The sequence below is a fragment of the Amycolatopsis sp. N2S4-7 genome (assembly GCF_058119595.1).
Genome location: NZ_CP172299.1, coordinates 3,557,185 through 3,576,444, shown reverse-complemented (window position 1 = coordinate 3,576,444; position 19,260 = coordinate 3,557,185). Strand labels below are relative to the sequence as shown.

General features: G+C 71.2%; 16 protein-coding genes. 11 read left to right on the top strand and 5 right to left on the bottom strand.

Features of this window, described 5'->3' with window-relative positions:
- The first annotated feature begins 292 nt into the window (after nt 1-292).
- The 3 genes from ACH54P_RS16625 (at nt 293) to ACH54P_RS16615 (ending at nt 2,631) form a co-directional block, all read left to right on the top strand.
- Entirely contained in the window at nt 293-586 is a 294-nt protein-coding gene (locus ACH54P_RS16625; RefSeq protein WP_489913666.1) for a hypothetical protein, read from the top strand.
- A gap of 81 nt (nt 587-667) precedes the next feature.
- A complete protein-coding gene (gene miaB / locus ACH54P_RS16620; RefSeq protein WP_489913664.1) occupies nt 668-2,161 on the top strand; it encodes a tRNA (N6-isopentenyl adenosine(37)-C2)-methylthiotransferase MiaB in 1,494 nt (497 codons plus the stop codon).
- The gene (locus ACH54P_RS16615; RefSeq protein ID WP_489913662.1) at nt 2,158-2,631 is read left to right on the top strand and encodes an Rv2732c family membrane protein; all 474 of its coding nucleotides are present in this window, start codon (nt 2,158-2,160) and stop codon (nt 2,629-2,631) included. Before miaB ends, ACH54P_RS16615 begins: the two co-directional genes overlap by 4 nt.
- 19 nt (nt 2,632-2,650) lie before the next feature.
- Here the strand turns inward: ACH54P_RS16615 and ACH54P_RS16610 are convergent, their stop codons facing one another.
- A complete protein-coding gene (locus ACH54P_RS16610) occupies nt 2,651-3,055 on the bottom strand; it encodes a hypothetical protein (protein ID WP_489913660.1) in 405 nt (134 codons plus the stop codon).
- Between the two features lie 243 nt (nt 3,056-3,298).
- Nucleotides 3,299-4,612 carry a DUF349 domain-containing protein gene (locus ACH54P_RS16605; RefSeq protein WP_489913658.1) on the bottom strand — a complete coding sequence of 438 codons (1,314 nt, stop codon included), beginning with the start codon at nt 4,610-4,612 and terminating at the stop codon, nt 3,299-3,301.
- Between the two features lie 216 nt (nt 4,613-4,828).
- Between ACH54P_RS16605 and miaA the strand changes: the two genes are divergently transcribed.
- Together miaA and dapF are read left to right on the top strand one after the other, a co-directional pair.
- The gene (gene miaA / locus ACH54P_RS16600) at nt 4,829-5,740 is read left to right on the top strand and encodes a tRNA (adenosine(37)-N6)-dimethylallyltransferase MiaA (protein WP_489913656.1); all 912 of its coding nucleotides are present in this window, start codon (nt 4,829-4,831) and stop codon (nt 5,738-5,740) included.
- Nucleotides 5,741-5,750: 10 nt separating this feature from the next.
- The gene (dapF, locus tag ACH54P_RS16595) at nt 5,751-6,578 is read left to right on the top strand and encodes a diaminopimelate epimerase (RefSeq protein WP_489913654.1); all 828 of its coding nucleotides are present in this window, start codon (nt 5,751-5,753) and stop codon (nt 6,576-6,578) included.
- 377 nt (nt 6,579-6,955) lie between these two features.
- On the opposite strand, the gene valS is transcribed toward dapF, so the two are convergent.
- Nucleotides 6,956-9,475 carry a valine--tRNA ligase gene (valS, locus tag ACH54P_RS16590; protein WP_489913652.1) on the bottom strand — a complete coding sequence of 840 codons (2,520 nt, stop codon included), beginning with the start codon at nt 9,473-9,475 and terminating at the stop codon, nt 6,956-6,958.
- Nucleotides 9,476-9,484: 9 nt separating this feature from the next.
- Entirely contained in the window at nt 9,485-10,738 is a 1,254-nt protein-coding gene (locus ACH54P_RS16585) for an MFS transporter (protein WP_489913650.1), read from the bottom strand.
- A gap of 64 nt (nt 10,739-10,802) precedes the next feature.
- Between ACH54P_RS16585 and ACH54P_RS16580 the strand changes: the two genes are divergently transcribed.
- The 3 genes from ACH54P_RS16580 to ACH54P_RS16570 are packed head-to-tail and all read left to right on the top strand — an operon-like array spanning nt 10,803 to nt 13,859.
- The gene (locus tag ACH54P_RS16580; RefSeq protein WP_489913648.1) at nt 10,803-11,306 is read left to right on the top strand and encodes an ArsR/SmtB family transcription factor; all 504 of its coding nucleotides are present in this window, start codon (nt 10,803-10,805) and stop codon (nt 11,304-11,306) included.
- A gap of 43 nt (nt 11,307-11,349) precedes the next feature.
- Nucleotides 11,350-12,798, top strand: a complete 1,449-nt coding sequence (gene hflX, locus ACH54P_RS16575) for a GTPase HflX (RefSeq protein WP_489913646.1) — start codon at nt 11,350-11,352, stop codon at nt 12,796-12,798.
- A 53-nt stretch (nt 12,799-12,851) separates the two neighbouring features.
- Nucleotides 12,852-13,859: a hypothetical protein gene (locus ACH54P_RS16570; RefSeq protein WP_489913644.1), complete on the top strand. Its 1,008-nt coding sequence runs from the start codon at nt 12,852-12,854 to the stop codon at nt 13,857-13,859.
- 238 nt (nt 13,860-14,097) lie between these two features.
- On the opposite strand, the gene lexA is transcribed toward ACH54P_RS16570, so the two are convergent.
- Nucleotides 14,098-14,757: a transcriptional repressor LexA gene (lexA, locus tag ACH54P_RS16565; RefSeq protein WP_051736098.1), complete on the bottom strand. Its 660-nt coding sequence runs from the start codon at nt 14,755-14,757 to the stop codon at nt 14,098-14,100.
- A 359-nt stretch (nt 14,758-15,116) separates the two neighbouring features.
- Here lexA and ACH54P_RS16560 point away from each other — a divergent pair, with 359 nt between their 5' ends.
- The 3 genes from ACH54P_RS16560 to ACH54P_RS16550 all read left to right on the top strand — a co-directional run bounded on the left by ACH54P_RS16560 (nt 15,117) and on the right by ACH54P_RS16550 (nt 19,240).
- On the top strand, nt 15,117-15,599 hold the full coding sequence (locus ACH54P_RS16560) for a LysM peptidoglycan-binding domain-containing protein (RefSeq protein ID WP_489913641.1): 483 nt from the start codon (nt 15,117-15,119) through the stop codon (nt 15,597-15,599).
- A gap of 300 nt (nt 15,600-15,899) precedes the next feature.
- The gene (nrdR, locus tag ACH54P_RS16555) at nt 15,900-16,415 is read left to right on the top strand and encodes a transcriptional regulator NrdR (RefSeq protein ID WP_489913639.1); all 516 of its coding nucleotides are present in this window, start codon (nt 15,900-15,902) and stop codon (nt 16,413-16,415) included.
- 11 nt (nt 16,416-16,426) lie between these two features.
- Nucleotides 16,427-19,240 (top strand): vitamin B12-dependent ribonucleotide reductase, encoded by a 2,814-nt coding sequence (locus tag ACH54P_RS16550; protein WP_489913637.1) that lies wholly within the window; start codon nt 16,427-16,429, stop codon nt 19,238-19,240.
- Nucleotides 19,241-19,260: the final 20 nt, after the last annotated feature.

The following is a 19,260-nucleotide window of genomic DNA, read 5'->3' as shown; positions in this document are numbered from 1 at the left end:
GGCCGCCGTCGGGTGCGGACAGCGGCACGCGGATCATCGAGCCCACGCGCTCGATCCCGGTTGCCCGGTCCCCGAGCCGGGACCGGGCGACCTCGACCTCGTCGTCGAGCAGCTGCGCGAGCAGCGCGGGATGCGTCGTCATCCGTCGACCTGCGGGTCCGCGACGACCAGCACGCACACGGTCCCGGCCACCACGCCCGCCTCCTTCAGCCGTCGCCGACGGGACCAGCGGCACCGACGTGGAGCCCTCCAGCTTCTCCAGCCGGTAGTTCCCCGCGGCCAGCTCGCCACGGTGGATGAAGTGGAGCTCGGCCTGCCGGGCGAGCTTCTCCACCTTCTCTTGCGGGTGGACCCGGAACCGGGCTTCGAACCCGGCCGGCGTCCGCACTTCGACCACGTGGGCCTTCTTGCGTCGCTCCTCTCGCTCGTTCGCCGCAACCTCGTCGATCTCGATGAGATCCACGTCGACTTCCTTGACCTGCTCGTCGGCGCTCATCGCCGCTCCTTCCGTGGCCCCGTTGCAGGGCCTCGACCAGCTGGCGAGCGAGCCCGAGGTCTTGTAACCCGAGACCCGAACCTCTTTTAGCGCGGCGGGCACCGGGCGGGCGGGGAACAGCCAGGTAGGCGGCGGCTTTACCTGGTCAGCAAGGGGTTACCCTGAACTACGATGAGCGAGAATCAGGTTCGCAAAACCTTCCAGATCCGCACCTTCGGCTGCCAGATGAACGTGCACGACTCGGAGCGGCTCGCCGGGCAGCTCGAAGAGGCCGGGTACGTCCCGGTGAGCACCGGCGCCCAGCCCGACCTGATCGTGTTCAACACCTGCGCGGTCCGGGAGAACGCGGACAACAAGCTGTACGGCACCCTCGGGCACCTGCGTCCGGACAAGGTCGCGAACCCGGACCTGCAGATCGCCGTCGGCGGGTGTCTCGCGCAGAAGGACCGCGGCGAGATCGTCAAGCGGGCGCCGTGGGTCGACGTCGTGTTCGGGACGCACAACATCGGGTCGCTGCCGACGCTGCTCGAGCGCGCCCGGCACAACGCCGAGGCCGAGGTCGAGATCCTCGAGTCGCTCGAGACGTTCCCCTCGACGCTGCCCGCGCGCCGCGAATCGTCCTACGCGAGCTGGGTGTCCGTTTCGGTCGGCTGCAACAACACCTGCACCTTCTGCATCGTGCCCGCCCTGCGCGGCAAGGAGCGCGACCGGCGGCCGGGCGAGATCCTCGCCGAGGTCGAGGCGCTCGTCGCCGAGGGGGTGCTCGAGGTCACCCTGCTCGGCCAGAACGTGAACTCCTACGGCGTCGAGTTCGGCGACCGGCTGGCGTTCGGGAGGCTGCTGCGGGCGACCGGCACCATCGACGGCCTCGAGCGGGTCCGCTTCACCTCACCGCACCCGGCCGCGTTCACCTCCGACGTCATCGACGCGATGGCCGAGACGCCGAACGTCTGCCACCAGCTGCACATGCCGCTGCAGTCCGGGTCGGACCGGGTGCTGCGCGAGATGAAGCGGTCCTACCGCTCGGCGCGCTACCTGAAGATCCTCGACGAGGTCCGCGCGGCGATGCCGGACGCGGCGATCACCACCGACATCATCGTCGGCTTCCCCGGCGAGACCGAGGAGGACTTCCAGGCGACCCTGGACGTCGTGGCGCAGGCCCGCTTCTCCAGCGCGTTCACCTTCCAGTACTCGAAGCGCCCGGGCACCCCGGCCGCGACGATGGCGGGCCAGCTGCCCAAGGAGGTCGTGCAGGAGCGCTACGAACGCCTGGTCGAGCTGCAGAACGCGATCTCCTGGGAAGAGAACAAGAAGATCGTCGGCCGCCGCGTCGAGCTGCTCGTCGCCGCCGGCGAGGGCCGCAAGGACGCCGAGACGCACCGGATGAGCGGCCGGGCCCGCGACGGGCGGCTCGTGCACTTCACGCCGGCCGGCTCGGCCGTGGACCGCGCCGTCCGGCCCGGCGACGTCGTCGAGACGGTCGTCACCTACGGCGCGCCGCACCACCTGGTGGCCGACGGCGACCTGCTGTCCCACCGGCGGACGCGGGCCGGCGACAACGCGGAGGCCGGGTTGCGGCCGAAGACGAGCGGCGTCACGCTGGGCCTGCCGGGCTTCGGTGCCCCGGCGGCCCTGCCTGAGCCGGTGAGCGGGTGTGCGCTGTGACGGAGTCCAAGGGCAACGGTGAGCTGGCCGAACTGGCCGCCGAGATCGACGAGGTGGGCGACCGCGCGTCGCGCACGGTGGAGCTGGGCCGCCGCGGGTTCACCATCGCGGTGTTCGCGTTCGTGCTGCTGATCTGCCAGATCCTGCCGTGGGTCGGCGACCACGCGGGCTGGCAGGTGCTGGCCGGCGAGGGCGGCGGCATCCCGCAGCTGTTCGCGGCGACGTCGACCGGGATCGGCATCCTCGCGACGGCGCTGGCCCTGGTGACGCGGCGGTGGTGGCTGGCGTGGGTCTGCGCCGCGGGCGGCTGGTTCGCCTCGGTGGACGGGCTGCTGGCCATCTGGTCGCAGCAGTCGTCGCACGCGAGCGGCGCCGCGGGCGGCGGACCCGGGTACGGCCTGATCATCGCCTGGATCGCGATGATCTGCCTGGCCGTGCAGTGGATGCGGACGGCGTTCTCGCGGTCCTGAGGGCCGGTGGGGACCGGGTTCAGCCCACTCGGAGGGTGAAGGTGCTCGCCGAGTACGCGGCGGCGTACAACGTCGTTTCGGGGTGGTAGAGGCGCAGTGAGACCGTCGCGCTCAGGCTGAAGCTGAGGCTGAACGAGAAGCCCCCGTTCGGCCGGCACGAGGTGCTGGCGAGGTTCACCCACGCCCCGGCCTGCAGCTGCTGCACGATGACGGTTTCAAGGGTCTCGATGCCGTCGGTGCGGGCCTCGAGCACCTTGAGATTGCCCTTGAGGTCGACCTTTTCACCGACCTTGACGTGGTCCTTCCCGAGCTTCCCGTCGAGTTTCACCTTGCCCTTGCCGGCTTCGGCAGAGGCAGTGATCGGCGCGGCGGTGGCCGGAGAGGCAAGAGCCGGAACCAGCCCGGCGACGGCGATGCTGATCACCAGAGCGGAGAGGATCCTTCTGGCGCTGAGGGGTGTCCTGGTCATGATCAAAGTGGAGCACCGGGAGTGGCACAACGCGCCCCGAAACCCCCGGAAGTGGCGATGACCGGCCCCCTTCGGGCGACCTGTCAACCCTCCGCTTGCCGAGCCGTCGAGAGTCGTGGGGGCCGTTCGGAGTACAAAGCCCGAGCGGCAGGCTTGTCCACATCACGGCCGTGCTGTGGACAAGCCCGCTCGAAACCCTCAGCGGTCCGCGACCGCCGCCTCCGCGGCCTGGAGCCACTCGCGCCACTGGGCCGCCTGCTCGTCGGCCTTCTTCGCGCGCCGCTCGTCGCCCGCCGCGCGGGCCTTCTCCGCCTGGCTCTCGAACTGGGCCACGCGCTCGCGGAACTGCGCGGCCCTCGCCTGGGCCTCCGGGTCGGTGCGGCGCCAGCGGCTGTCCTCAGCCGACTTGACCGCGTCCTGGACCGCCTTCAGCCGGCCGTCCAGCTCGCGGATGCGCTCGCGGGGGACCTTGCCGATCTCGTCCCACTGCTCCTGGATGCGCCGCAGCGCGCTCTTCGCCGCCTCGAGGTTGGCCGCCGCGTCGATCTTCTCCGCTTCGACCAGCAGTTCCTCCTTGCGGGCCGCGTTGGCGCCGAACTCCGCGTCGCGCTCGGAGAACACCGCGGACCGGCGGGCGAAGAACTTGTCCTGCGCCGCGCGGAACCGCTGCCACAGCGCCTCGTCGCTGTCCTTCGGCGCGCGGCCGGCGGCCTTCCACTCGGTCATCAGGTCCTTGTAGCGGCCGGCGGTCTCGCCCCAGTCGTCGGACTCGCTGATCGCCTCGGCCTCGGCGATGAGCTCTTCCTTGCGTTGCTTGGCCGCGGCGCGCTGCTTGTCCAGCTCGGCGAAGTGCGACCCGCGGCGGCGGTTGAACCCCTCGCGGGCCTTCGAGAACCGCTTCCACAGCTCGTCGTCGGTCTTCCGGTCGACGCCCTTGACCGTCTTCCACTCGTCCAGGATCGCGCGCAGCCGGTCGCCCGCCGCCTTCCACTGCGTCGAGTCGGCGGCGATCTTCTCGGCCTCCTCGGCCAGCTCCTGCTTCCGGGCGACCGCGGCGGCGCGCGCTTCCTCGCGCTCTTGCTTCGCGCTGGCCAGGGCCTTCTCGGCGTGCGCGATGACGTACTCGAGCCGCGCGGCGAGGGCGGCCAGGTCGCCGACCACGGCGGCCTCGGCGAGCCCGTCCCGGATCTGGGTGGCGCTCGACAGCGCGTGCTTCGGGTCGCCGGCGCCGGAGATCAGCCGGGTCTCCAGCAGCTCGACCTCGGTGCGCACGTCGTCGAAGCGGCGGGCGTAGTGCACGAGGCCCTCGTCGGGGGTGCCTGCCTGCCAGACGCCGACGGCGCGTTCACCCTCGGCGGTGATGACGTAGACGGTGCCCTCTTCGTCGATGCGGCCCCAGGTGGACGGGGTGGGCTCGGCGGGCGGCACGGGCGGGGCGGCGTGCCCGGCGTGCAGCGCGTGCGGCACCGGGTGCGGGGCCGGGGTACCGGTGGAAGTGTTCTCCTGGGCCATCGCAGGCTCCTTATCGCCTGTACGCCCGCTCGCGCGGGCGCCCCGCCGTCGGCGGGGCCGGGTAATGCGGTCGTCACGGGCCGTGCTCGGATGCTACGGCCCCACGCGGCATTCAAGCAGCTCAGCGCGCACCGTGGAACCGGATGAGCTACTCGAAGCTCGTGATCCTACTTCCGGTGGACGCTCCGTGTCGGCCCGCCGGTATCGTCAGCCGCCGTGAACAGCCTCATCGCCGGGGTCGCGGTGGTCGGGCCGACGGCCACCGGCAAGACCGCGCTGGCCGTGGAGCTGGCGCTGCGGCTCGGCGGCGAGGTCGTCAACGCCGACGCGCTGCAGCTCTACCGGGGGATGGACATCGGCACGGCGAAGGCCACCGAGGCCGAGCGCCGCGGCGTCCCCCACCACCTGCTCGACGTGCTGGACGTGACCGAGACGGCGTCCGTCGCCGCCTACCAGCGCCACGCGCGGGCCGAGATCGAACGGCTGCTGGCCGCCGGCCGGGTCCCGGTGCTGGCCGGCGGGTCCGGCCTCTACGTCCAGGCCGTGCTCGACGACCTGCGGTTCCCGGGCACCGACCCGGCGGTGCGCGCCCGGCTCGACGCCGAGGCGGCGGAGCTCGGCACCCCCGCGTTGTACACCCGGCTGGGGGAACGCGACCCGGCCGCCGCGGCCGCCATCCTGCCGACCAACACGCGCCGGATCGTGCGCGCCCTGGAGGTCATCGAGATCACCGGCGAGCCGTTCTCGGCGAACCTCCCCAAGCCCGGCCCGGCCCGCTACGGCACGGTCCTGATCGGCGTCGACCGGGAGCCCGCCGAGCTCGACGAGCGCGTGAACGAGCGCGTCCGGCGGATGTTCGAGGCCGGATTGGTCGACGAAGTGCGCGAGCTCGAGAAGCGCGGCCTGCGCGACGGCAAGACGGCGTCGCGGGCCCTCGGATACCAGCAGGTGCTCGCCGAGCTGGACGGCGAAGGCGACTTCGAGGCGGCCGCCGCGGCGACGGCGCAGGCGACGCGGCGCTTCGTCCGGCGGCAACGGTCCTGGTTCCGGCGCGACAAGCGGATCCACTGGTTCGACGGCGCCGATCCCGGGCTGGCCGCACGCGTCCTGGATACCCTGGGCCGGTAATCTTGACCCCATGGGCGGAATCGAGTTCCTCAAGGGGCACGGCACGCAGAACGACTTCGTGCTGCTCCCCGACCCGGCGGGCCGCCTCGAGCTGACCGAGGCGAGGGTCGCCGCGCTGTGCGACCGCCGTCGCGGCCTCGGGGCCGACGGCGTGCTGCGCGTCGTCCGCGCCGCCGCGCTCGGCGAACCGTCCGCGGGCGAGTGGTTCATGGACTACCGCAACGCCGACGGATCGATCGCGGAGATGTGCGGCAACGGCGTGCGCGTCTTCGCCCGCCACCTCGTCGACTCCGGCCTCGCCGCCGAGGGCGAGTTCGTCATCGGCACCCGGGCGGGCGACCGCCCGGTGGTGGTGCACCCGGACCGCTCGGTGACCGTCCACATGGGACCGGCGACGATCACCGGTACTTCGGTGACGGTGGTGGCCGGCCGGCCGTTCTCCGGCGTGGCCGTCGACGTCGGCAACCCGCACCTGGTGTCGCTGCTCGACGACGACGTCGCGGAGCTCGACCTGCGGGACCAGCCCGACTTCGACCACGACGTCTTCCCGCACGGGGTGAACCTCGAGTTCGTCAACCGCCTCGGCGAGGGCGCGCTGCGGATGCGCGTGCACGAGCGCGGGGTGGGGGAGACGCGCGCGTGCGGCACGGGCACGGTCGCCGCGGTCGCCGCGGCCTTCCACCTGGCGGGCACGGACACCGGCGCGTCCACTGTGGACATCCCGGGTGGCCGGGTGGAGGTGACGGTGTCACGGGGCGCTTCGACGCTGTCGGGCCCCGCCGAGATCGTGGCGCGCGGCGAGATCGACGACGCGTGGTGGGCCGCCGCCGGTTCCTGACCGGCGTCGGGTCATCTGGGGTGATCCAGGCCTCGCCTCGGCTCGAGCGGCGGAACGCTCCGTCGCGAGCGACCGGAAGGGCCGACTCCGTAGGCCCGTTGAAGGGAATTGCTGAGCCCAAGACGGTCCGGTCAAGAGGACGACGGCTGTGGAGCCGGCCGTATCCACGCCACCACACTTCCCGCTTGTGGCGTGGCTTCCCCTTCCCGAAGTTTGGCGAAGGCGGCGATGGGTGATTTTCGGTGCGCTGCTGCCCAGCCGCGACCCAGGCGCCGCTGAACTCGCCGAAGAAGATCCGGCCACGACGCTCCCCCATCGCTGTTCCTCGATGTACGCCCGGTGGGCGGAGTGGCTGAACGCCGCTCCGCCCACCGGGGTCAGGCGCCGATCTTCGCCTCCAGCGCGAAGTCGCCTTCGCGCGTCTCCACCGAAGCGATCGCCCCCGCGGTGCGGATGTCCGGCTCGATGGCCGCGAAGCGCTCCAGCAGCTCGGCCGGTCCGGTCACGGTGAGCGTTTCGACGGCGGACCGCATGGACACCTTCGCGTCCGTCTTCGCCCGGCGCACCGCCGCGATCACCTCGCCGGCCAGGGTGAGCAGCTCCGGGTCGCCGTCGCCGGTTTCGGGGACCGGCCACGAAGCCCGGTGCACCGATCCCTCCCGCCACCACGACCAGACCTCCTCGGTCGCGAACGGCAGGAACGGCGCGAACAGCCGCAGCACCGCCGACAACGCCGTGACCAGCGCCGCCTGGGCCGAGGAGGCGGCCGCCGGCCCCAGGTCGCCGTACGCGCGGCCCTTCACCAGCTCGACGTAGTCGTCGCAGAACGTCCAGAAGAACGTCTCCGTCACCTGCAGCGCCCGCGCGTAGTCCAGCGCCTCCAAGGCCGCGGTCGCCGAAGAGACGACGGCCGAAAGCGACGCCAACAGCGCCCGGTCCAGCGGCTCGGTGGCGACCGCGGCCGAAGCAGGCACGCCGAGGCCGAGCACGAACCGGCTCGCGTTGAGCAGCTTCGTCGCCAGCCGCCGCCCGACCTTCATCTGGCCTTCGTCCACCGCCGTGTCGACGCCGGGCCGCGCGCTCGCCGCCCAGTACCGCACCGCGTCCGAGCCGTGCCGCTCCAGCATGCCCACCGGGGTCGTCACGTTGCCCTTGGACTTCGACATCTTCTTGCGGTCCGGGTCGAGCACCCAGCCCGCGATCGACGTCTCCCGCCACGGGAGCACGCCGTGCTCCAGCTCCGCGCGCACCGCCGTCGAGAACAGCCAGGTGCGGATGATCTCGTGCGCCTGCGGCCGCAGGTCCATCGGGAACACCCGCGCGAACAGGTTGTCGTCCAGGCTCCACCGGCCGACGATCTGCGGCGTGAGCGACGACGTCGCCCAGGTGTCCATCACGTCGGCTTCCGCGACGAACCCGCCCGGCATTCCCCGTTGCCCGGAGGTGAAGCCGGGCGGGACGTCGCTGCTCGGGTCGACCGGCAAGGTGTCCGGCAGCAAGCGGGCGTCGTAGTCCGGCTCGCCGTGCGCGTCGAGGCGGTACCACAACGGGATCGGCACCCCGAAGAACCGCTGACGGCTGATCAGCCAGTCCCCGGCCAGGTTTTCCACCCACGACGAGTACCGCACGCGCATGTGCTTCGGCACCCAGTTGAGCTCTTCGCCGCGGGCGAGCATCTTCTCCCGGAAGGAAGCGTCGTTCCCGCCGTTGCGCAGGTACCACTGGCGGCTGGCCACGATTTCGAGCGGCTTGTCGCCCTTTTCGTAGAACTTCACCGAGTGCGTGATCGGCCGTGGTTCGCCGCGCAGGGCACCGGCTTCGCGCAGCAGGCGGACCATGATCTCGCGTCCCGTGTGGACGGTCTTGCCCACCAGCGGCGCGTAGGCGTCCGCGGGCACGTCGTGCGGCGCGTCGGGCAGGAACCGGCCGTCCCGGCCCAGCACCACCCGCGTCGCCAGGCGCAGCTCGCGCCACCAGGTGACGTCGGTGGTGTCGCCGAAGGTGCACACCATCGCGATGCCGCGGCCCTTCTCCGGATCCGCGAGGTGGTGCGCCACGACGGGCACCTCGACGCCGAACACCGGCGTCCGCACGGTCTTCTCGAAGAGCGGCTTGAACCGCTCGTCATCGGGGTGCGCGACCAGCGCGACGCACGCGGGCAGCAGCTCCGGCCGGGTGGTCGCGATCACGACGTCGGCGCCGTCCGGCCCGGTGAACGCGAGGTCGTGGAAGGCACCCGGGCGTTCGCGGTCCTCCAGTTCGGCCTGCGCGACGGCGGTGCGGAACGAGACGTCCCACAGCGTCGGCGCTTCGGCCTGGTACGCCTCACCGCGTTCGAGGTTGCGCAGGAACGCGCGCTGCGAGATCAGCCGCGAGTCGTGCCCGATCGTCTGGTAGGTCATCGTCCAGTCGACCGACAGCCCTAGCCGCCGCCACAGTTCCTCGAAAACCTTCTCGTCGGTCTCGGTCAGGGTTTCGCACAGCTCGACGAAGTTGCGCCGCGAGATCGAGACCACGTCCTTGCCCGGCTTCTCCGGGGCGCGGAAGTCCGGGTCGTAGGGCAGCGACGGTTCGCAACGCACGCCGAAGTGGTTCTGCACCCGGCGTTCGGTCGGCAGGCCGTTGTCGTCCCAGCCCATCGGGTAGAAGACTTCGAGCCCGCGCATCCGCTTGAACCGCGCGACGACGTCGGTTTGGGTGAAGGAGAAGACGTGCCCGATGTGCAGCGCCCCGCTGACCGTCGGCGGGGGAGTGTCGATCGAATAGATCTCGTCCCGGTTCTTCGTGCGGTCGAAGCGGTAGGCACCCGTGGATTCCCATACGGGTACCCACTTGGCCTCCAGACCGTCGACACCGACCTTGTCCGGGACTCGCGGGCGCTCGTATGGAGTACTCATGAATCAACTCTAGGCGGCCCCGGAACCGGTTTTCGCTTCGGTCGGCAGGTCGCGCATGTGCCGCAAGGGCGAGCACACGACCCACAGGACCGCCGCGGCCTCGCCGGCGACGGCGACCCACATCGCGCCGCGCAGCCCGAGTCCTTCGCCGAGCGCACCCCCGAGCAGACCGCCGAGCGGGATGGTGCCCCAGACGACGAACCGCACGCTCGCGTTCATCCGGCCGAGCAGCCGGTCCGGGCAGATCGCCTGCCGGTACGAAACCTGCGCGATGTTGTAGATGATGATCCCGAACCCGCTGGCGACGAGCCCGAACCCGGAGAGCCCGAGCCGCCAGTCCGGCGCGGCGAGCGGGACCAGCAGGTAGCCGGGCGCGGTGACCAGCGGGACCAGCCAGATCGCGCGGGACTGGCCGACCCGGCGGGTGACCGCGCCCGAGCAGACCGCGCCGAGGATGCCGCCGGCGCCGCCGACCGCCATGAGCGCGCCCACCGCGGCCGGCGGCAGCCCGACGGTCCGAGTCAGGAACAGCACGTACACGGCGGTGAACGCGCCGTTGAAGAAGTTCGCCGTCGCCGTCGTGCCCACGATCGCCCGCAACGGCTTGTCGGAGAAGACGAACCGCAGACCCTCGGCGATCTGCGGGAGCAGCCGGGCGTGGCCGTCGCGCTGCGGCGCGGGTTCCTCCGCGTGGATCCGCAGCAGGCACAGCGCCGAGGTGAGGAAGCCGAGGCCGGTGACCAGCACGGTGTTCGCCGCGGTCACCAGCTGGACCAGCACGCCGGCGGCGCCCGGCCCGGCGATCTGCGCGGTCGACTGGACGGCCTGCAGCTTCGCGTTGCCCTCGAGGAGGCGCTCCCGGCCCACGAGCGAGGGCAGGTACGACTGGTAGGCGATGTCGAAGAACAGCGTCGCGATGCCGACGAGCAGCACGACCACCAGCAGCTGCGCGAGGGTCAGCACCCCCGCCCACCAGGCGACCGGAACGCTCAGCAGCAGCGCCGCCCGCGTGAAGTCGGCGGTGAGCATGACCCGGCGGCGGCGCATCCGGTCGACCCACACGCCCGCGGGCAGCCCGATGAGCAGGAAGGCGAGCGTCTCGGCCGCGGTGAGCAAGCCCATCTCGAACGGCGTCGCGGCCAGCGTCACCGCCGCGAGCAGCGGGACGGCGGTGGTGCCGACGAACGTGCCGAACTGGCTGGCCGTGTCGCCGGCCCAGAGCCGCCTGAAGTCGGCGTGACGGAAGAGTGACCCCCGGTGCATGGGTCCCGAGTCTGGCGTGAGTGATTGGAAAGTGTCAATCACTGTTCGCTCTAAGCTGTCCCGCGTGCTCCCCGCGAAACGACGTGCCGCGACCGAAGCCGAGGCCGCCGCGCTGGCCTCCGGAATACGGCTGCGCATCATCCGGTTGACCTTTTCGGAGGCGCTGACGAACAAGGAGCTCGCCGAACGGCTGGGCCGGGACCCGGCGACGACGCTGCACCACGTGCGCAAGCTCGTCGAGACCGGTTTCCTCACCGCGCAGCCGCCGCGCCGCGGAGCCCGGGGCGCCAGGGAAATCCCGTATCTTTCGACGGGCCTTTCGTGGACACTCGACTCATGCGGTGACAAGGGCGTGGAACAGGCGGTTCTCGAGGCCTATCTGGCCGAGATCGCCGAGACCGGATTCGACGGCGTGCACCAGGCACGCCTGGTCGTCCAGGTGGCCCCGGAGGAGCGCGCGGAGCTCGAAACGCGGCTCAACGCCCTGCTCGAGGAGTTCCGCGCGCGACCCCGCCGTCCCGGCGCGGAACGCACCGCGGTCTACCTCGCCACCTATCCCAGCAGCTAATGAGTTCGGTTCCCGCGGCGAATCGTGGGACCATGGAGGCACGATGACAGAACTGACACACACCGAAGACCACGACGACAACCTGTACGACGGAGACCCGTCGACGGGCGAGATGGAGCTCGAAGACCGGGCGTCGCTGCGCCGGGTCCGGGGACTGTCCACGGAACTCGAGGACGTCACCGAGGTCGAGTACCGGCAACTGCGGCTGGAACGCGTCGTGCTGGTCGGCGTGTGGACCGAGGGCACGGCCCTGCAGTCCGAGGCGTCGCTGGCCGAGCTGGCGCGCCTGGCCGAGACGGCGGGCTCGGAGGTCCTCGAAGGCCTCATCCAGCGGCGGCCCAAGCCGGACCCGGCCACCTACATCGGCTCGGGCAAGGTGCGGGAACTGCGGGACATCGTCGGCTCCACCGGCGCCGACACCGTGATCTGCGACGGCGAGCTCTCGCCCGGCCAGCTGCGGCAGCTCGAGGAGAAGGTCAAGGTCAAGGTCATCGACCGGACCGCGCTGATCCTCGACATCTTCGCCCAGCACGCCCGGTCGAAGGAGGGCAAGGCGCAGGTCGAGCTGGCCCAGCTGCAGTACCTGATCCCGCGGCTGCGCGGGTGGGGTGCGTCGCTGTCCCGGCAGGCCGGTGGCCGCGCCGGGGGCGCGAACGGCGGCGTGGGCCTGCGTGGTCCCGGTGAGACGAAGCTCGAGACCGACCGGCGGCGGATCAACAAGCGCGTGGCGAAGCTGCGCCGGGAGATCGCCGCCATGGACACCATCCGCGAGACCAAGCGCGGGCGGCGGCTGGCCAACGAGGTGCCCAGCGTGGCGATCGTCGGCTACACCAACGCCGGCAAGTCGAGCCTGCTCAACGCGCTGACCGGGGCCGGGGTGCTGGTGGAGGACGCGCTGTTCGCCACCCTCGACCCGACCACGCGGCGCGCGCAGACCCCGGACGGCCGCGGCTACACGCTGACCGACACCGTCGGGTTCGTGCGGCACCTGCCGCACCAGCTGGTGGACGCGTTCCGCTCGACGCTGGAGGAAGCGGCCGACGCGGACCTGCTGGTGCACGTGGTCGACGGGTCCGACCCCGCGCCGGAAGAGCAGGTCAGCGCCGTGCGCGAGGTGCTCGGCGAGATCACGCGCAAGCGCAAGGAGCCGCTCCCGCCGGAGCTGCTGGTGATCAACAAGACGGACGCGTCCGACGACGTCACCCTCGCCCGGCTGCGGCACGCGCTGGCCGGGTCGGTGCCGGTGTCCGCGCGCACCGGCGCGGGGATCCCCGAGCTCGTCGAGGTGATCTCCGAACGCCTGCCGCGGCCGGAGGTCACGGTCGACGTCCTCCTGCCCTACTCGCGCGGCGAGCTCGTCGCGCGGGCGCACGCGGAGGGCGAGGTGCTCGAAGAGGAGCACGCCGAGGACGGCACGCGCCTGCTGGTGCGGGTCCGCCCGGACCTCGCCGCGGCTTTGCGCGAGTTCGAGACCAACTCGACCAGGGCCTGAGACGTCTCCGTAGTGTGCGGTCCACGGGGATCGCACACTACGGAGGTGGCTGGGTGCGCTGGGCTGTCGTTCTGGTCTTCTTGACCGTGCTCGGCGGGGCGGTGCCCGCGTCGGCGGCGGAGACGCCCCAGCCGGTGTGCACGATGAAGGATTCCCGGATCGGCGAGCTGTCCGGCCTGGTGTCCGACGGCTCGACGCTCTACGCGATCAACGACGGCGGCACCAAGGTGCAGGTGTTCGTCCTCGGGCGCGACTGCAAGGTGCAGAAGGTCCTCACCGATCGCACCGACCCGTTCGACGTCGAGGACCTGGCCCGCACCCCGGACGGGCGGCTGTGGCTGTCCGACACCGGTGACAACCAGAAGGGCCGGCTGACGGTCGCCCTGCTGGAGATGAGCCCCCAGGGCAAGGTCACGCTGCACCGGCTCACCTATCCGGACGGCCAGCACGACACCGAAGCGCTGATCATGGACAAGGCGGGCACGCCGTACCTGATCACCAAGGACGTCCTCGGCGAGGCTCGCGTCTACCGGCCTTCGGGTCCGCTGGGGAGCCCGGGCCCGACCAACCTCGAGAAGGTCGGTTCGCTGAAGATCGAGACGACCGACACCCAGGGCGGCCCGGTGGGCTCGATCGGTTCGGTGCTGGTCACCGGCGGCGCGTCCACCGCCGACGGCACGGTCGTGGCCGTGCGCACGTACACCGACGCCTATGTCTACGCCGCGCCGGACGGCGATGTCCTGGCCGCGCTGCAGCGGACGCCGGTCCGGATCCCGTTGCCGGGGGAGAAGCAGGGCGAGGCGATCGCGTTCGACCCGGACGGGACGCTGCTGTCCGGCAGCGAGGGCGTGGGCCAGCCGATCCGCGCGGTCAAGGGCGCCGCGGCCCTGGCGGCGGAGTCGTCGGCGGCGTCGACGAACGACAAGCCCGCTTCGAGTGCGAGCGGCGGGGGGTCGTCGGACGGCGGAGGCGTGCCGTTCCTGCCGGCGGCGGGCATCGCGGTGGCCGTGGTGGGCCTGGGCTGGTTCGGGTTCAGCCGGTTGCGCCGCCGCCGCGGCTGAGGGCCGCCGCTCGCTGGCGTGGGTGCGGGGCGCGGCCGCTCGGGCCGCGCGTCCTGCGCACCGCACGGGGGAAACCACGAGCACGGCGTCCGGCCGGCGGGGGACGAGGCCGGGCTTCCCGTCCTCCCCGCCGCCGGACGCGCGGTCGCGGTGGCGCTGCCGATCTCGGCTCCCCACGGCCAAGATCACTCGATCCAGTGAACGTTTCCGGGCCGTGCGATAGCCCGGAAGCGTCGTTTCACAGCCTGCGAAGCACCGCCACGACCTTGCCGAGCACCGTGGCGTCGTCACCGGGGATCGGCTCGTACGCCTCGTTGTGCGGCATCAGCCAGATGTGGCCGCCCTTGCGCTTGAACGTCTTGACCGTGGCCTCGCCGTCGATCATCGCCGCGACGATCTCACCGTTGTCGGCGTCCGGCTGCTGCCGGACCACGACCCAGTCGCCGTCGGTGATGGCCGCGTCGACCATCGAGTCGCCGGTGACCTTGAGCAGGAACAGCTCGCCCTCGCCGACGATCTCCCGCGGCAGCGGGAACACGTCCTCGATGGCCTGCTCGGCCAGCACCGGGCCACCGGCGGCGATCCGGCCGACCAGCGGCACGTACGCCGCCTTCGGCATGACCGGCTGCTGGTCCATCTCGATGCCCATGGGGTTGTCGTCGGTCGCCGAGAGCACCCCCACCGCGCGGGGCCGGTTCGCGTCCCGGCGCAGGTAACCCTTGCGCTGCAGGGCACGCAGCTGGTGCGAGACCGACGACGTCGACGTCAGCCCCACCGCCTCGCCGATCTCGCGGACGCTCGGCGGGTAGCCGAACCGGCTCACCCAGGAGCGGATCACGTCGAGCACCTGCTGCTGGCGGACCGTGAGGGTCTCGTCCACGTCGTACACCTCGGGCATGGAGTGCACCTTTCCGGCGCCCCCGGGGGACCCACTGGTCCTGCCCGCCTTGTTCTCCTTCGCCACTGCGTCGCCTCCCAGACGTTCGCTGCACGTATCTGCGCGCCGGCCGCCGCCCGCGGGTGCGGGCAGCCTCGCCGGCGGCATCTGCCCGGCAGATGCCCTGGTCACCGACGTTAGCCCCCGGGCACGACGATTTCAAACATCTGTTCGATCGACACGCCGTGTCCGCTCGATTTTGTCGGTGGTAGGTGGTAGACCTTCGCACGGGCGTTCGATAGAACGCCTGTTCGACCTTGATCCACGGGCCTGCGGTGGCCCGCGAATCGGGCGGACACCAGGGTTTCGAGGAGGTTCGGATGTCCATTCTGGCCGAACGCGGGCACGCCCGCCCGGCGACCCCGGTCCCGGCGCCACCCCGTCCCGTGCGCGTGCTGCGCGGCCGCCGGGGAGAAGTGCAGCGTCCGCCGACGCGCGTGCGGGTCGTCGCGGGCCGCCGTCCGGCCGGCGCGCCCTGCGCGGCGCCGCGGCGGGTGCCGGTGCGGTGGCCGTGGCTCGCCGGGCTCGCCGTCGCGAGCTGCCTCGTGGTCACCGGATTGGGTCTTTTCGGCGGCGGCGTGGGCGGTGCTTCGGGCGCTCCGGTGCCGGAGCAGACCGCGACGGTGTCGGTCGAACAGGGCGACACGCTGTCCTCGCTGGCCGCGCGATTCGCGCCGGAGAGCGAGCCTGGCGCGGTTGTCGCCCGGATCAAGGAGCTCAATCGCCTGGACGGGGCCGTTCTGGTGCCCGGGCTCCCGCTCACGGTCCCGGTCGCCGGCCCCGCCGCCGGGTCCGCGCCCTGAGCCGTCCCGCATCGCCCGGACGGGTTCTTCCGTCTTGTCCACCGTGCCGTGTCGGCTTGCGCGCGCCCTCCCCGAGTTCTACGCTCGCCCGCTATATGTAGTAGTTACACCGCTGTAGTTGGTCCACAGGTTGGGGTAGACTGGGCAGCAGTTGTCCACAGCTGGCCGGCGTTTACCCACCGGATGTCCACAAGTCGATCACCAGGTGCAGGGGTACCGGGTGATCGCGGCACGGCCACGCGTGGTGGCCGGGGGGACGTCGACCGGGGCAGCCGGCGCGGAGGGGAAGGTGATCGGCGGATGAGGTGCCCGTTCTGCCGGCATGCGGACTCTCGGGTCGTCGACTCCCGAGAGGTGGATGAAGGCCAGGCGATCCGCAGGCGGCGCTCGTGCGCGTCGTGCGGACGGCGGTTCACGACGTCGGAGACGATGGTGCTCGCCGTCGTCAAGCGGTCCGGGGTCACCGAACAGTTCAGCCGGGACAAGGTGGTGAGCGGCGTCCGCCGTGCCTGCCAGGGCAGGCCGGTCGACGACGACGCGCTGCAGCAGCTCGCGCAGCGCGTGGAGGAGTCGATCCGCTCCGCCGGCTTGGCGGAGATCCCGAGTCACGAGGTCGGCCTGGCCATCCTGGGCCCGCTGCGTGAGCTCGACGGGGTCGCCTACCTCCGGTTCGCCAGTGTCTACCGGTCCTTCTCTTCGGTCGAAGACTTCGAGAAGGAGATCGCCGACCTGCGTGAGGCCATGGCGGGTTCTGCTGCCCAGGAGGAGAGCGATCAGCGCGAAGACGGCGATCAAGCCGTCCCGCTGCGGGAGTGAGGGTTCAACCGATGACCGAAACCGTGGGAACCGGAGCCGGCGCGGCCACCGGCAAGAAGAGCAAGGCCGCCGGCGGGCTGAGCGTGCGGCGCGTCTTCACGACCGAGGGGCAGCACCCGTACGACCAGGTGACCTGGGAGCAGCGGGACGTCGTGATGACGAACTGGCGCGACGGCACGGTCAACTTCGAGCAGCGCGGCGTGGAGTTCCCCGAGTTCTGGTCGGTCAACGCCACCAACATCGTCACCAGCAAGTACTTCCGCGGCGCCGCCGGCAGCCCGCAGCGTGAGCGCAGCCTCAAGCAGCTGATCGACCGCGTCGTGAAGACCTACGTCAAGGCCGCGGGCGACCACGGCTACTTCGCCACGCCGCAGGACCTCGAGATCTTCGAGCACGAACTCACCTGGATGCTGCTGCACCAGGTCTTCAGCTTCAACTCCCCGGTCTGGTTCAACGTCGGCACGGCGTCGAAGCAGCAGGTCAGCGCGTGCTTCATCCTCGCCGTCGACGACACCATGGAGTCGATCCTCAACTGGTACCGCGAGGAGGGCCTGATCTTCAAGGGCGGCTCCGGGGCCGGCCTGAACCTCTCCCGCATCCGCTCCTCGAAGGAACTGCTCACCTCCGGCGGCACCGCCTCCGGCCCGGTCTCGTTCATGCGCGGCGCCGACGCGTCCGCGGGCACCATCAAGTCCGGCGGCGCCACCCGGCGCGCGGCCAAGATGGTCGTGCTCGACGTCGACCACCCGGACATCGAGGAGTTCATCCAGACGAAGGCCCGCGAAGAGGAGAAGATCAAGGTCCTCCGCGACGCCGGGTTCGACATGGACCTCTCCGGCGCGGACATCTCCTCGGTGCAGTACCAGAACGCGAACAACTCGGTCCGCGTGTCCGACGAGTTCATGCAGGCGGTGGAGAACGGCACCGACTTCGGCCTGCGCGCCCGGCTCACCGGCGAGGTGATCGACCGGACCGACGCGAAGAAGCTGTTCCGCAGCGTGGCCCAGGCCGCGTGGGAGTGCGCCGACCCCGGCATCCAGTACGACGGCACGATCAACGACTGGCACACCTGCCCCGAGTCGGGCCGGATCACCGCGTCCAACCCGTGCAGCGAGTACATGCACCTCGACAACTCGAGCTGCAACCTGGCTTCGCTGAACCTGCTCAAGTTCGTCACGCCCGAGGGCACGTTCGACGCGCCGCTGTTCGCCCGCGCCGTCGAGTTCGTCATCACGGCGATGGACGTCTCGATCTGCTTCGCGGACTTCCCGACCGAGCCGATCGCCGACACCACGCGCAAGTTCCGCCAGCTCGGCATCGGCTACGCCAACCTCGGCGCGCTGCTGATGGCGCTCGGCCACGCGTACGACTCCGACGGCGGCCGCGCGCTGGCGGCGGCGATCACGTCGCTGATGACCGGCGTCTCCTACCGGCGCTCGGCCGAGCTGGCCCGGGCCGTCGGCGCGTACGAGGGCTACGCCCGCAACGCCGAGGCGCACCAGCGCGTGATGCGCAAGCACGCGGCGGCGAACGAGCTCGTCCGCACCTACCACTCCAACGACGCCGCGGTCCGCGCGCTCGCGACGGAGGAGTGGAAGAAGGGCATCGACATCGGGACGAAGCACGGCTGGCGCAACGCGCAGGCGTCCGTGCTCGCCCCCACCGGCACCATCGGCTTCATGATGGACTGCGACACCACCGGGATCGAGCCGGACTTCTCGCTGGTGAAGTTCAAGAAGCTCGTCGGCGGCGGCTCGATGCAGATCGTCAACCAGACCGTGCCGCGCGCGTTGTCCGCGCTCGGCTACCAGGACGAGCAGGTCGAGGCGATCGTCGAGTACGTGGCGCAGCACGGCCACGTCGTCGACGCGCCGGGGCTGCGGCCGGAGCACTACGAGGTGTTCGACTGCGCGGTCGGCGAGCGCTCGATCGCGCCGATGGGGCACGTCCGGATGATGGCCGCGGTGCAGCCGTTCCTCTCCGGCGCCATCTCCAAGACGGTCAACATGCCGGAGTCGGCGACGGTCGAAGAGGTCGAGGAGATCTACTTCCAGGGCTGGAAGCTCGGGCTCAAGGCGCTGGCGATCTACCGCGACAACTGCAAGGTCGGCCAGCCGCTGTCCACCGGCAAGAAGGAGACGGCGGCCGCCGAGCCCGAGAAGGTCGTCGAGTACCGGCCGGTGCGCAAGCGCCTGCCGAAGAAGCGCCCGAGCCAGACGGTGTCGTTCACCGTCGGCGGCGCGGAGGGCTACCTGACCGCGGGCTCGTACCCGGACGACGGCCTCGGTGAGATCTTCGTCAAGCTGGGCAAGCAGGGCTCGACCCTGGCCGGCGTGATGGACGCGTTCTCGATGTCGATCTCGGTCGGCCTGCAGCACGGCATCCCGCTCGAGTTCTACGTCTCGAAGTTCTGCAACCTGCGCTTCGAGCCGGCGGGCATGACCGACGACCCGGACATCCGCATCGCGACGAGCGTGATGGACTACCTGTTCCGCCGCCTGGCGCTGGACTACCTGCCGTACGAGAAGCGTTCGCAGCTGGGCATCCTGTCGGCGGACGAGCGCTCGGCGGAGGTCGAAGCCGGCTACGGCAACCAGGGCGTCGACCTCGAAGCGTTGCAGTCCACAGTGGATTCCTCGCCCGAGCCGCACGCGGAGGAAACCGAGCACCCGCACCGCGAAGCCCAGACGACGACGGAGCTGATGGAGCTGCGCCTCGGCAAGGCGGCGGACGCCCCGCTCTGCATGACGTGCGGCACGAAGATGCGCCCGGCCGGCTCGTGCTACGCCTGCGAAGGCTGCGGCGCGACCTCGGGTTGTAGCTGACGGCCGAGGCTGGCCCGGGC

Coding starts and splice junctions, on each gene's coding strand:
- ACH54P_RS16605 (WP_489913658.1), bottom strand. CDS start 4,612: ATGGCCCAGGAGAACACTTCCACCGGTACCCCGGCCCCGCACCCGGTG.
- ACH54P_RS16585 (WP_489913650.1), bottom strand. CDS start 10,738: ATGCACCGGGGGTCACTCTTCCGTCACGCCGACTTCAGGCGGCTCTGG.
- ACH54P_RS16550 (WP_489913637.1), top strand. CDS start 16,427: ATGACCGAAACCGTGGGAACCGGAGCCGGCGCGGCCACCGGCAAGAAG.
- nrdR (WP_489913639.1), top strand. CDS start 15,900: ATGAGGTGCCCGTTCTGCCGGCATGCGGACTCTCGGGTCGTCGACTCC.
- ACH54P_RS16560 (WP_489913641.1), top strand. CDS start 15,117: ATGTCCATTCTGGCCGAACGCGGGCACGCCCGCCCGGCGACCCCGGTC.
- valS (WP_489913652.1), bottom strand. CDS start 9,475: ATGAGTACTCCATACGAGCGCCCGCGAGTCCCGGACAAGGTCGGTGTC.
- hflX (WP_489913646.1), top strand. CDS start 11,350: ATGACAGAACTGACACACACCGAAGACCACGACGACAACCTGTACGAC.
- dapF (WP_489913654.1), top strand. CDS start 5,751: ATGGGCGGAATCGAGTTCCTCAAGGGGCACGGCACGCAGAACGACTTC.
- miaB (WP_489913664.1), top strand. CDS start 668: ATGAGCGAGAATCAGGTTCGCAAAACCTTCCAGATCCGCACCTTCGGC.
- lexA (WP_051736098.1), bottom strand. CDS start 14,757: ATGCCCGAGGTGTACGACGTGGACGAGACCCTCACGGTCCGCCAGCAG.